General features: G+C 63.6%; 10 protein-coding genes and 1 pseudogene. 6 read left to right on the plus strand and 5 right to left on the minus strand.

Annotated elements, in window-relative coordinates:
* Positions 1 to 175: 175 nt before the first annotated feature.
* The 4 genes and pseudogenes from ACP7AR_RS15295 to ACP7AR_RS15310 all read right to left on the minus strand — a co-directional run bounded on the left by ACP7AR_RS15295 (position 176) and on the right by ACP7AR_RS15310 (position 3,868).
* The gene (locus tag ACP7AR_RS15295; protein ID WP_426187483.1) at positions 176 to 1,552 is read right to left on the minus strand and encodes an ATP-binding protein; all 1,377 of its coding nucleotides are present in this window, start codon (positions 1,550 to 1,552) and stop codon (positions 176 to 178) included.
* A 291-nt stretch (positions 1,553 to 1,843) separates the two neighbouring features.
* Positions 1,844 to 1,937: pseudogene (locus tag ACP7AR_RS15300) on the minus strand (HhH-GPD-type base excision DNA repair protein); the annotation flags it as partial.
* A 39-nt stretch (positions 1,938 to 1,976) separates the two neighbouring features.
* Complete coding sequence (locus tag ACP7AR_RS15305) at positions 1,977 to 2,984, minus strand: D-2-hydroxyacid dehydrogenase (RefSeq protein WP_426187485.1); 1,008 nt, start codon at positions 2,982 to 2,984, stop codon at positions 1,977 to 1,979.
* Positions 2,985 to 2,998: 14 nt separating this feature from the next.
* Positions 2,999 to 3,868: an NAD-dependent epimerase/dehydratase family protein gene (locus tag ACP7AR_RS15310; protein ID WP_426187792.1), complete on the minus strand. Its 870-nt coding sequence runs from the start codon at positions 3,866 to 3,868 to the stop codon at positions 2,999 to 3,001.
* A 55-nt stretch (positions 3,869 to 3,923) separates the two neighbouring features.
* Here ACP7AR_RS15310 and ACP7AR_RS15315 point away from each other — a divergent pair, with 55 nt between their 5' ends.
* Complete coding sequence (locus tag ACP7AR_RS15315; protein WP_426187487.1) at positions 3,924 to 4,808, plus strand: NAD(P)-dependent oxidoreductase; 885 nt, start codon at positions 3,924 to 3,926, stop codon at positions 4,806 to 4,808.
* The gene (locus ACP7AR_RS15320; protein WP_426187489.1) at positions 4,805 to 6,886 is read left to right on the plus strand and encodes an alpha-amylase family protein; all 2,082 of its coding nucleotides are present in this window, start codon (positions 4,805 to 4,807) and stop codon (positions 6,884 to 6,886) included. Before ACP7AR_RS15315 ends, ACP7AR_RS15320 begins: the two co-directional genes overlap by 4 nt.
* Here ACP7AR_RS15320 and ACP7AR_RS15325 read toward each other — a convergent pair.
* Positions 6,883 to 7,536, minus strand: a complete 654-nt coding sequence (locus ACP7AR_RS15325; RefSeq protein ID WP_426187491.1) for a GntR family transcriptional regulator — start codon at positions 7,534 to 7,536, stop codon at positions 6,883 to 6,885. The two genes, ACP7AR_RS15320 and ACP7AR_RS15325, sit on opposite strands and share 4 nt — an antisense overlap.
* Positions 7,537 to 7,707: 171 nt before the next feature.
* Here ACP7AR_RS15325 and ACP7AR_RS15330 point away from each other — a divergent pair, with 171 nt between their 5' ends.
* From ACP7AR_RS15330 to ACP7AR_RS15345, 4 genes are all read left to right on the plus strand, one after another.
* Positions 7,708 to 8,616: an aldo/keto reductase gene (locus ACP7AR_RS15330; protein ID WP_426187493.1), complete on the plus strand. Its 909-nt coding sequence runs from the start codon at positions 7,708 to 7,710 to the stop codon at positions 8,614 to 8,616.
* 86 nt (positions 8,617 to 8,702) lie between these two features.
* Positions 8,703 to 10,352 carry a sugar ABC transporter substrate-binding protein gene (locus ACP7AR_RS15335; protein ID WP_426187495.1) on the plus strand — a complete coding sequence of 550 codons (1,650 nt, stop codon included), beginning with the start codon at positions 8,703 to 8,705 and terminating at the stop codon, positions 10,350 to 10,352.
* A gap of 2 nt (positions 10,353 to 10,354) precedes the next feature.
* On the plus strand, positions 10,355 to 11,356 hold the full coding sequence (locus ACP7AR_RS15340) for an ABC transporter permease (protein WP_426187497.1): 1,002 nt from the start codon (positions 10,355 to 10,357) through the stop codon (positions 11,354 to 11,356).
* Positions 11,353 to 12,333, plus strand: coding sequence for a carbohydrate ABC transporter permease (locus ACP7AR_RS15345; protein ID WP_426187499.1), 981 nt, complete (start codon positions 11,353 to 11,355; stop codon positions 12,331 to 12,333). Before ACP7AR_RS15340 ends, ACP7AR_RS15345 begins: the two co-directional genes overlap by 4 nt.
* The last annotated feature ends 53 nt before the right edge of the window (positions 12,334 to 12,386 follow it).

The following is a 12,386-nucleotide window of genomic DNA, read 5'->3' on the forward strand; positions in this document are numbered from 1 at the left end:
TGCCGTATCTGCGGGCCTTCAGTGGCATGAAATAGCTGGTGCCCATGTCTCGCCCGCACCCGCCGGAGAGGTGCGTCGTCCGTTAGGTAGAGACGATGCACCTCTGGTACTAACCATGACTCACCACGGCTGGCTATCTGGGAGCAGATACCCCTCAGGGGAGCAGCCTCGTCAGTCAGGAGGCCTTCTTCTGCCAGGCCGCCTTGTTACCCCTCTTCTCAGGTACACGCTCAATCTGCCCGGCCTGTGCAAGTGCGTAAAACACATTCTTTACCCGGTTCTCAGAACCGATGCCAGTGAGATCACGGACGATCTTGTTCGTGATCTCACCGTGGTCGGCGAGATACTCCATGACCATCTGTTCGGGCGAGGCGAGTCTTTCATGACGGATATTCACGAGAACGGAGTGATCTAGCTCCTCGATGACCGGATCCTTAAGCTGAAGCTTCTTCATCGCGGCAAAGGCCGTGTTCAGGCCCTCGCCGACGTCCTTGTTCGGTGGGTCCGGAAACTTGTTGATAAGTCGCACGATGCTGCCATTTCGCGCAAACCGCTCATCGAGGATGTTCGAAGGTGAAACATGTCCAGCGAGACGTCCGGGGCTCTCTATTTCGACCCTGTTGTCGAAGACTCGAATATGCACATCATCGGCGACCCCATAGTCCCTGTGGATGAGTGCATTAGTGATGATCTCGTGGATGGTCTCTGGCGGATAGGTAACCGCCGTCAGGCCAGACTCATCGAGCTTCTTTATGGATTCGACCAACGCGGTGGTGCGTTCGACAGCGACCTTGATCTGCGAGTAGAGCGGACCCTCGATGGTCGCCGGCTGCCCGTCGAGGGTCTCGCGGGTGCCTTCGGGTTCTGAGGTCTTGTATCTGTACAACTTCACCGATGAGCGCTTGGCCAGGTGCGCCTGCGGCAGATCAGCGAATAGCAGCACTCCGGCGACAGTGGGCCGGCCGTCTACGACGACTCGCTGCGATCTCATCCAACGCTCGGGCTCCACGGCAGGGAACGCCTCGAGCATGAACTCGATCGAAGTTTCTGAGTTTGTCACCTCCGCAGGATCGGCGTTCACCAGCTCGGTCTCGAAGGAAGTAATCCCTTTATCGCGCTCGAGTTGTCGAAGTGCCGCATCCGTAGTGATTGGAAAGGAGGCTGCGCCGCGCCGGACGTAGATGACGTCGTCCGAAGCCTTCCGGATGGAGGACCCGCGAAGTATGACAACGTGCAGCACCAGGCCCGCATATCCGGGAGCAGTCAGGAATTCGTACTGGAATCCCTCGCCGAGTGGGAACAGTTGTTCAAAGATCTGGAGATGCCCGTTCGCGTCTTCTTCATCTGCAAAGCCGTTCCAGGTGAAACTACCGTTGTCCTCATCGATACCGATGTAAAGTTCTCCACCGTCCGCGTTGGCGAACGCACTCATGGCCTTTGTAAGTTTGCCAGGTCTGATGCCCTTCGACTTCATGTCGTTGAAGTGGCCCTCGCGTACCTCGAGGATGCGGTTAACCTGCGCATCGTCGATCATCATGGTCTGTATCGGCATGGTCACACAGTACCCACCGGGTCGGACATCGACGCATTGGAACCGAAGCGGCTCCAGCAGGGCTTCATCATGCGTCAGTCATGCGGCGCGCTTGTGAACTTGGACGGTGCGTTGCTCATGGCGTCGGAAGAGCCTCGAATCCTGGGCCTCGTTTTGCGTCCCGGATTGGGCGTGAGTGTCGTGGTGGTTGTCCAGGAACGGCGCTGCGTAGAGCGTCCGAATGCACTCACGGTCTCGCGGGCGCATCGAGATTCTTGCGCTCAAGCATCACTGGCTTGCACATGGTTACCGTACCTGTTGATCGAGGCATTCCCACCAGCAGCGCGAGCGGGTTGTCGGTGAGCAGGGCGTCGGCGGCGGTGTCTCCGGTGATGTGAAGGGCCATGTGACCAGTGTGGCACTCGAGCGCGCTGCTGTGCGGTGGTCAGCGGTGGGAGCCGCGCGTGTACAGATCCCGTGGGGAGAGCGCGTTGAGCAGCGGCTCGCCGCTCCGATACCGGTCGATGTTGGCGACGATCGTGTCGATCGATCGCTGGGTCTTGTCGGGGAGCCTGGGTGTCGCGTGCGGCGTGAGAAGGACGTTGGTCATGCTCCAAAGCGGCGATGTCTCGGGAAGCGGCTCGCGTTCGAACACGTCGAGCCCGGCGCCGGCGATGGTCTGCGACTCCAATGCATCAACGAGTGCGACTTCGTCGATCACCGAGCCACGAGCCATGTTGATGATGATCGCGGACGGCTTCATCAGACCAAACTGCTCTGCACCGATCAGGTGATGGGTCTCATCGGTCAGATTGGTGGCGAGCATCACGAAGTCCGCCTCGGGCAGCGCGTCGCCGATCACGGCCCCATGATCTGCGATCAGCAGTCTGTCGACATCTGCGGACGGGCTTGTCTCTCTACGGGTGAGCACCGTCACATGCATCCCGAATGTGCGTCCCAACGCCGCCATGGCCCTGCCGGTATGGCCGAACCCGACGATGGTGAGACGCTGACCCCAGAGGGCAGGGCGGTCGCGGAATGCGTCACCGCCGCTCCAGTCGTGCGCGTCCTGCTTCGCGAGCGTGGAGCGGATGTCGTAGACGAAGTTGAGAGCGAAGAAGAACGCGTGCTGCGCGAGCGCCCCGCCTGAGCGGCCGGCGGAACCGGTCACGAGCAGCCCTCGGTCGAACACCTCTTGGCGCGCAGAGTCGTTGAGGCCGGCATGGTCGCAGTGCACCCACTCGAGGCGCGGTGCGGCGAGCGTCTCGTCGGTCAGATCCCCAGCCAAGACGGCGACGTCGACCTCCTGCAGCAGCGCTGAGATCGACGTGGTGTCATGGCGAGAGACATGTGTGAAGGAAGCGGGTGCGAATGCGACGCGCAGCTGTTCGATCTCAGCCGGGGTGAAGTCCACGGTCGCGAGGACACTGCGGATGGACCTTGTCGATTCCACGTGGGCGCCTTTCGTCATCGCTCGCTCCGCCAGCCGAACTGCGGCGAGTATCTGAGCACTCGTTTCGCCTTCTCATTCGAGAACAGGCTCTCGTGCGTGCCGAGCTGCTTGGTGAGTCTGCTGCTCGGGTGGTAGCGGCCGACGAGCTCGCTGGTCGGCGTTGTCATGACGGTGTCGTCGGCCGCGAGGATGAATCGCTCGTACCCCGGTTCGGCATACTCGGCAGCCCGAACGACGCCCTGGGCCGCATCGCGCACATCGGTGTAGCTCCAGAGGTTGTACCCCCGGCCTCGAGCGTCGTCTTCGAACCGCGCGAAATCCACGTAGGTCTCAGGAAGGACGATCGTGGTCAGCATGATCGCGCTGATGCTGAGACGCGGGTCGTCCGCGGCCATCTGCTGCGCGATCTGATCTTCGAGATGCTTCACCATGCCGTAGTCGTGACCGACGCGGAATGTGGTCGGCGAGGTCTCGACGATCGGAAGCTCGGTGGGGGAGGTGTCGAACGGCAGACCGAGGATGGTCTCGCTCGAGGCGAAGACGATCTTGCGCACATCCGCCTGCCGCGCTGCGGTCAGCACGTTGTAGGAGGTCAGCATGTTGTTGCGGAACAGGACGTCGCCTGCGACACGAGTGCGACCCGGCATGCCGGCGAGATGGATGACGGCGTCGAAGCCCCCACGACTGATGACTGCGGCGACGCTGTCGAAGTCCGTGAGATCCATGATCTCGGTCTGGGGGCCGGGGTCGCCGTCGCGGTCGATGACGGTCACCTTGTGCCCGCGGGCCCGGGCGTATGCGGTCGCCTCGCTTCCGAGTCGACCGTTGCCTCCGGTGATGGCGATCTTCAGGTTGTACGCTTTCCACTGGATTGGTATATCGATACACTATCGGATACCGCAGGTTCGCACCACCGAGCACGAAGGAGTTCTCACGCTTATGGCCACCATCGGATTCATCGGACTCGGGGTGATGGGCCGCCCGATGGCCGTCAACCTCATCGCCGCCGGGCATCGGGTCGTGGGCACGGCACGATCGGCCTCGACACTCGAACGAGCTGCGGCCGCGGGCATCCCTGTTGCAGATACCGTCGCTGAGGCGATCGCCGGCGCCGACGTCGTGATCACCATGCTGCCGGATTCGCCGGACGTCGAGCACGTCGCGCTCGGACCGGGCGGCATTCTCGAGAACATCGCCGCCGACGCCGTCTACATCGACATGAGCACGATCAGCCCGGACGTCGCTCGTGCCGTCGCCAGGAGATTCGTGGATGCGGGCCATCCCGCGCTGGACGCCCCGGTGTCCGGCGGCGAGGCCGGCGCGATCGAGGGCGTTCTGTCGATCATGATCGGCGGTGACGCCGGCACGATCGAGGCGCAGCGCGGCGTGCTCGAAGCGATGGGATCGACGATCACGCACGTGGGTCCAACCGGTGCGGGACAGGTGGTCAAGGCGGCGAATCAGCTCGTCGTCGCCGCGCATCTGCAGGCGCTCGCCGAGGCGGTGACGTTCCTCGAATCGCAAGGTGCCGACGTCGAGACCGCACTCGCGGCGATCTCCCGAGGGCTCGGTGGCAGCACAGTCATCGACCGGAAGTCGCCTGCGGTGCTGGCCGGAGAGTTCGGACCGGGCTTCCGTGTCGATCTGCACGACAAGGACCTGCGCATCGTGAAGCATGCGGCTGCGACCTCGGGAACCACGCTTCCGGTGACGAGTCTGATCGCCGAGTTCATGCATTCACTCGTCGTTGACGGGCACGGCAGGCTCGACCACTCCGCGCTCGTCCTGCGCTCTCGTGAGCTCAACCGGGCGGCGTCATCGTGACGAGCGAGCTCCTATCCGCGCGGCGCGCGGTCGGAGCACAGGAGCCGGAGCAGTCGGCTCACCGGCAGAAGATCGAGCGAGCCGGCTGGTGGAACCGGGCCTTCGGCGTATTCCAGACGAACCTGCGCGAGATAGATGTGACTCTCGACGTCGAGGCGACGCTCGACGACATCGAGTCCCACGGGGCGACAGCCTGGCTTCTCAACGTGGGCGGCATCCTCGCGCACTACCCGACAGACCTCGGCTTCCACACTCGCAACCCGCACCTGGCCGCCCGCCCCGGCGGTGATCTCGTCCGTGATGCCGTCGATGCCGCGCGTCGGCGCGGCATCCGCCTGCTCGCACGTATGGATTTCTCGAAGGTGGCTCCCGAGGTCATCCAGGCCCATCCGGAATGGGCCTACCGCTCGTCCAGCGGCGATCTGCAGATCTATGAGGGACTCGTCAGCGTCTGTCCCAGCGGGGCGTACTACCAGCAGGGCATGTTCGAGATCGTGGATGAGGTGATCAGCCGGTATCAGGTGGATGGATTCTTCTTCAACTGGTTCGGTTTCAACGAGGTCGACTACGGCGGCACGCGGCACGGCATCTGTCATTGCGCTGCGTGTCAGGCGGCCTTCCTCGACGCAACAGGCTCGGCATTGCCGACGGATGCCGGTGACCCGAACCATCAGCTCTGGAAGCAGTTCGCGCAGCGGACGATCGACGTGCTGACGGCCAGGATCAGCGCGTACATCGCCGAGCGCCGCCCAGAAGCCGCGCTCATCCTGGGGAGATCGGCCGACATCCTCTTCCACGAGGCCAACAACGCGATCGGACGGCCACTGTGGCCGCACGCCACGAACGAGCAAGTCAGCGCATCAAGGGTCACGCAGCCGGGCAAGCCCGCGCTCGTCAACGCGGTCGCGTTCTTCGACATGCCGTACCGCATGGCCGATGAGCAGCCCGAGATGCTCGGTCAGTATCTGATCCAGGCGATCGCACGCGGTGCGAATCCGTCGACGTACATCATGGGGCCGACCCGCGGCATCCGATACGACGGCCTTGAGACGGCCGGTGTGGTGACCCGGCTCGTGACCTCGAACATCGACGTGTACTCGGGCCTCAGCGCCTGCTCGTCGATTGCGCTCGTGCGTCCCGACGGGCTGCGCGCCGGCGCTGCGCGCCATGCGGAGTCGCGCGCAGAGTTCACAGGCTGGTTCGTCGCGCTTCAGGAGACCCACCTGTCGTTCGACGTGCTTCCCGCAGAAGCGATCTCGCGGGAGATGCTCGACCGGTTCACGGTCGTCGTGCTGCCGGACATCGTGACGCTCTCAGCGGAGCAGGATGCCGCGATCGAGGCGTACATGGATGCCGGCGGCCACGTCGTGGCATCCGGCGGTGCCGGGCTGGAAGGAGCGGACGGCGTCGCGGCGTGGTCGGCGGCCGCACGCGTGACCCGAATCGAGACGGCCGATTCCGAGCTGCTCTCCTCGTACGTCAAGCTGGACGACGCCGATCATGTCGAAGGCTCCGCGCTCATCCCGAGGTACGGGCGCGCCTACAGCGTGCAATGGCGCAGCGATGCCAAAGGCCGTCTTCCCGTGATCGAACGCGCGCCCTTCGGGCCACCGGAGAAAGCGCACGGTCATGTTCCTGGCGCCACGAGCGCGGCGGCCACCCGCGTCGCCGGAGCCGGCAGCGTCACGCAACTGCCGTGGACTGTCGGCGCGAACTACGCAGCGTTCGGGCTGACGCGGATACGAGACGCCGCGACAGAGAGAGTCCGCGAGGTCATGGGCGCGGCCGTGGTCGAGGTGGACGGTCCGGAACAGATCGAGGTCATCCTCGGTCGGTCTGCGGCGGGCCTCGTGATCCATCTCATAAATCACAGCGGGCAGCGTCGCAACGGACAGGGTCCGGTCGTGCCGATCCGCGGTGTGCGCGTGCGCGTGCCTGGCGTGGGTGCTGACGCAGGCGCCGAAGCTCTTGTCGTGCCCACCGCCCTCGCGATCACGAATGACGGTAACGATCTTGTCCTGTCCGTCGCGGAGATCGGCGCGTTCGAAGCACTCGTCGTGAGGCGGGCGGGATGCTAGTCGGAACCTCCGCGGCGGAAGTCGGCCTGAGCTCTCGAGAGGTGCTGCGACAGCGCCAGAGCCGCGGCGTCGGCGTCGCCGTCTCGAATCGCCGCGAGGATCTTCTCGTGCTCGCTGTGGCTGCGGTGCGCGCCATCCGGATTGCGGCGCTGCACCTGCACCATGGCGATGTGCGCGCGACCCATGAGCATCGCGTGCAGATCGGCGAGGTTGCTCAGCCCCGCCGCTTCGACGAGTGCCGTGTGAAACGCGACATCCGCGGTCGCCACAGCGTCACGGTCGCCCCTGGTCGCGGCGTTGATCAACTCGGCCTCGGCCCTCTCCGCGGCGCTCGGCGGCTTTCCGGACGCGGCGGACAGCCGCACCGCCGCTCCTTCGATGATCTGCCTGGTCTCGTACAGATCGACGACATCCTTCTCGGTGAGGAGCGGGATCTGCGCCGAGCGGTGCGGAGAACGCTCGAGGAATCCAGCCGCGACGAGGCGTTCGACGGCGGCTTTCGCAGTGGAGCGGGCTACGCCGAAGTCCTCGGACACCCGAACCTCTGTGAGCGGCGAGCCCGGCTCGTACTCGGCATTGATGATCGCAAGTCGCAGCGACTCCGCGACGGCGTCGACGAGCGAGACGGTGCGGACCGACAGAGCTGGCAATGGAACCTCCGTGAGGTGTTTTCGTCAATCACGACATTCAGGATTGTCCTACGAGTTTACATGTCGTATGGTGTTACACGGTGATCAACTCGACGGAGAGCATGCCGGATCGATCGCAGGTCACATTCGACGTCAAACGTCGCGACGCCGCGACATGGAAGGACTGCAGCGATGCACACCCAGAGCACTGACGGGATGAATGCGGTCCAGCTGGAACGCCGTGTCGGAGATGTCAGCATCGGCGCGATCGGCCTCGGAACGCAGAACCTCTCGGTGCCGGGGCGCCCGGACAGGGAGACCGCCATCGCGACGGTGCACGCAGCCCTGGATTCCGGCGTGACGCTCTTCGACTCGTCGGATGCCTACACGACCGAGCAGGACGGACAGGGCCACAACGAGCTGCTCGTCGTCGAGGCGCTGAGGTGTTACGACGGCGACACGTCCCACGTGATCCTCTCGACCAAGGGCGGTCTCATCTTCCGAGACGGCGCCATGTGGATCAGGAACGGGAAGCCGGAGTATCTCAAGGAGGCGGCGAAGGCGTCGCTCAAACGGATCGGCGGCGACGCGCTCGAGCTCTACCACTTCCACAAGAAGGATCCGGAGCACGATTTCGGCGACTCCGTCACGGCATTGCGCGATCTGCTCGACGAAGGCATCATCAAACGCGCCGGCATCTCGAACGTCGACCTTGATGAGATCCTCGTTGCGCAGGAGATTCTCGGCGGGCGGGTGAGCTCGATCGAGAACCACTTCTCGATCGGTCACCGCGATCAGCGCGCGGAGATGGAGTATGCGGCAACGCATGGCATCGCCTACCTGCTCTGGGGTCCGCTCGGCGGACTCGGCGGCGCCGCGAAGATCGCCGAGCGTCACCCTGCACTGCGCACGATATCGCTCGAGCGGGGCGTGAGCCCCCAGCGCGTCGCCCTCGCCTGGGAGCTGCGGCAATCTCCGACGGTCGTGCCGATTCCGGGCGCGATCTCGGCCTCGCAGGCAGCCGATTCTGCCGCTGCCGCCTCGTTCGAGCTGAGCGAAGAAGAGATCGCGCTGCTCGACGCCGACACCGGACAACACTGACGACGGTGCCTGAATACCTGCGCCGGCGATATTGACTTCGCGGGTGTATCGAAATACCAAACCAGATGATCACACGAAGGAGTGTCATGAATGCGTTCGAAGGTGTACCCGACCTGAAGACGAGTCGCCGCGGTTTCCTCGGTCTTCTCGGATTCGCCGTCCTCACCCCGGTCCTGGCGAGTTGCACGACCGCGGCCGGCTCCGGCAGCACGGCGGCCGGCAGCGGCCCGATCGGCATCCCCAAGGGCGTGCTGCCCAACTACGTTCCGGTCGAGTACGTCACTCCTGACATCCCCGGCATCGACGGTTCGACCCCGGGGTTCCTCGAATGGCCGAAGCTCGTGAAATCGGTCGACAAGGTGCCCGGCGTGGGCGGCTCGTACACGGCCATGACCCCGACCTACGGCAATGTCGTTCCCGGCCTCTCCGACAGCAAGTACTTGCAGCAGGTGAATGACGAGATCGGCGCGAAGTTCGACTTCAGGTTCACGGACAACAATGCTTATCCCGACAAGCTGCAGGCCATCTTCGCATCGGCGAAGGATGTGCCGGACTTCGTCACCATCGCCGAGCACAACATCCCCGCACGCTTCGATCAGGCGCTGCCGGGCCTTTTCCAGGACATGGGGGAGTACCTGAGCGGCGACAAGGTCGAGAAGTACCCCAATCTCGCGAACATCCCCACGAATGCTTGGAAGTCGTGCGTGTTCGAGGGGAAGCTCTACGGGCTCCCGTATCCGTCCGATCGGATGTCGGGTTCGTCGTTCTACCGCAAGGATCTGTTCGACGAGATGGGCATCTCCGAGCTGCCGAAGAACGCAGACGAGTTCTTCGACCTGACGGTGGAGATCACGGACGAGAAGGCCGGACGCTGGGCAGGAAACGATCTCTCCGAGACGGCCAAGCTGATCTATGCGGTGCCTCCGAAATGGAAGCGGGAGTCGGGCAAGCTCGTGCACAAGTACGAGAGCGACGAGTATCGCGGCTACCTGGAATTCACCGCGAAGCTCTTCGCCGCAGGCGTGATCCACCCCGACGCGGTTGCAGGCAACAGCGGAGAGAACAAGGCACGATTCGAATCCGGCAAGGTGCTGTTGACGTACGACGGCTACTCGGGCTGGATCGGCTCACACGTTCGCACTGTGCCGACGACACCCACATACAACCAGCAACCGTTGCCGTGGTTCGTGCATGACGGCTCCGCTCCACGGTTCTTCGTAAGTAGCCCGGCGAAGATCATGACCTTCGTCAAGAAGCAGGATGATCCCGCCCGCATGGACGAGATCCTCGATCTGCTCAACTACATCGCTGCCCCGTTCGGCACGACCGAACAGGCGCTGCTGCAGAACGGCTTCGAAGGCGTCCATTGGGAGGCGGACCCAGCCACAGGGGCGCCAGTGAAGACCGAACTCGGCCTCAAAGAGGTCGCGTCCACGTACCAGTGGCTCGTGCGTCCCCCGGTCACGCAGAACGCGCCGCAGTACCCGGACGTCGTCACCGACTACTGCAACTTCATGGCGGATTCGATGCAGTACGGCGTCGAGCCCGAGTTCTACGGAATGCAGATCCTCGAGCCGGTGAGGCTTGCGAGCCTCTCGCAGCCGTTCAACGACCTCGAGAGCGACATCGTCCGCGGACGCAAGTCGCTCGACGATCTCGACGCCGCGATCAAGACGTGGAAGAACGGTGGTGGCGACGAGCTGCGGGAGTTCTACGCAGGGTACCTGGACGTCTGATCGTGAGTGTCATCACTCCGCTCGGGCCGGCACTCAGTGCGATGGACGAGGAGGACGCGCAGCCCGAGCAGAAAACTCGGGGTGCACACGCGCGGCGCAGAAGCGTGTGGATGCGGTTCAAGCAGGACCGGTCGCTGCTGCTGATGACGCTGCCCGTGGTCGTGCTGCTGATCGTATTCGCCTACATTCCGATGCTGGGCAACGTCGTCGCATTCCAGGAGTACTCGCCCTACGTCGGCATCCCAGGAAGCCCGTTCATCGGGTTCGACAACTTCTCGCGGTTGCTGCAGGATCCGGCATTCTGGCATGCGCTCGGTAACACGCTCGCGATCACAGGGTTCCAGCTGGTGTTCTTCTTCCCGCTGCCGATCCTGCTTGCGATCCTGCTGAACAGCCTCATGCAGCCGTGGCTGCGCACGCTGATCCAAGGCATCGTGTTCCTGCCCCATTTCTTCAGCTGGGTGATCATCGTCACGGTGTTCCAGCAGATTCTGGGTGGTGCGGGACTGATCAGCCAGCAACTGCGGGCTGTCGGCGCCGAGCCGCTCAACATCATGACGAACCCCGACACCTTCATCCTCCTGCTGACCTCGCAGACCATCTGGCGAGACGCCGGGTGGGGCATCGTCGTCTTCCTCGCTGCACTCTCGTCGATCGACCCGTCCCACTATGAGGCGGCAGCTGTCGACGGTGCTTCCGGTTGGCGCAGGATGTGGCACATCACGCTGCCGGCGTTGCGCCCTGTCATCATCCTGCTGCTCATCCTGCGCCTCGGCGATGCGTTGTCGGTCGGGTTCGAACAGCTCATCCTGCAACGCGATGCCGTCGGCGCGCAGGCATCCGAAGTGCTCGACACCTTCGTCTACTATTCCGGCGTGGTGTCTGGCGACTTCAGCTACGGCGCCGCAGCAGGGTTGTTGAAAGGAATCATCAGCCTGATCCTCGTGCTGTTGGCCAACAAGGTGGCGCACATGTTCGGTGAGGCGGGGGTCTACAAGAAATGACTGCACAACCATCCACCGAGGCACTGATCACACCTGCAGCGCCGCGCGGGCTGCTCGCGAAGATCTGGCACTACGAGCCGGTGAAACGACCCGCATGGCAGGAGAAACCCTCGCTGATCGTGACGATCAGCAAGATCGTGACACTCGTGGTCGTGTGCCTCGCCGTGCTCTTCCCGCTGTGGGCCGTCGTCCTCACGAGCTTCTCCACGCAGTCGGCTATCACGAAGGCGGGTGGGCTCGTGATCTTCCCCAGCGGTCTCACCACCGTCGCCTACACTCAGATCCTCTCCGGAGGGGTCGTCACGAAAGCCGTGGGTGTCACGGTGTTCGTGACGGGGGTCGGCACGGCGCTCAGTGTGGTGGTCTCGGTGCTTGCCGCATGGGGCCTGTCCCGGCCCGGATCGCTGCTGCACCGCCCGATCCTCTTCCTCATCATCATCACGATGTTCTTCGGCGCCGGCATCATCCCGATGTACCTGCTCGTCTCCGGTCTCGGACTCATCAACTCCGTGTGGGCACTGATACTGCCGACCGCGGTGTCGGCGTTCAACATCCTGATCGTGCGCAATTTCTTCCAGAGCATCGACCAGGGGATCATCGACGCGGCGCGCATCGACGGCGCAGGTGAATGGCGGATCCTGTCGACGATCGTCGTGCCGATGTCGAAGCCTGTGATCTCCGTCGTCGCACTGTTCTACGGGGTCGGCTACTTCAATGCCTTCTTCAACGCGATCCTCTACATCAACGACAACGACAAATGGCCGTTGCAACTCGTCCTGCGGGCATACGTGCTGCAAGGGCAGAGCTTCGTCAACAGCGGCACGCTCGACACGGTCGCCCTCGATCAGGCGCAGCCGGCATCCCTGGCCATTCAGATGGCCGTCGTCGTCCTCGCGGTCCTTCCGATCCTTGTCGTGTATCCCTTCGTGCAGAGGCACTTCAAGAGCGGCATCCTCATCGGCGCCGTCAAGGGGTGAGCAGTCCTGGCATCCGTATCCGCATCCGACCAGATGATCCATCTCTACACGCT

Source organism: Microbacterium sp. TWP3-1-2b2, from assembly GCF_049896145.1.
GTDB lineage: Bacteria > Actinomycetota > Actinomycetes > Actinomycetales > Microbacteriaceae > Microbacterium.

What these genes read in the sequence shown, in the direction of transcription:
- ACP7AR_RS15295 (WP_426187483.1), bottom strand. Translation starts at nt 1,552, where the DNA reads ATGCCGATACAGACCATGATGATCGACGATGCGCAGGTTAACCGCATC.
- ACP7AR_RS15335 (WP_426187495.1), top strand. Translation starts at nt 8,703, where the DNA reads ATGAATGCGTTCGAAGGTGTACCCGACCTGAAGACGAGTCGCCGCGGT.
- ACP7AR_RS15330 (WP_426187493.1), top strand. Translation starts at nt 7,708, where the DNA reads ATGCACACCCAGAGCACTGACGGGATGAATGCGGTCCAGCTGGAACGC.
- ACP7AR_RS15345 (WP_426187499.1), top strand. Translation starts at nt 11,353, where the DNA reads ATGACTGCACAACCATCCACCGAGGCACTGATCACACCTGCAGCGCCG.
- ACP7AR_RS15315 (WP_426187487.1), top strand. Translation starts at nt 3,924, where the DNA reads ATGGCCACCATCGGATTCATCGGACTCGGGGTGATGGGCCGCCCGATG.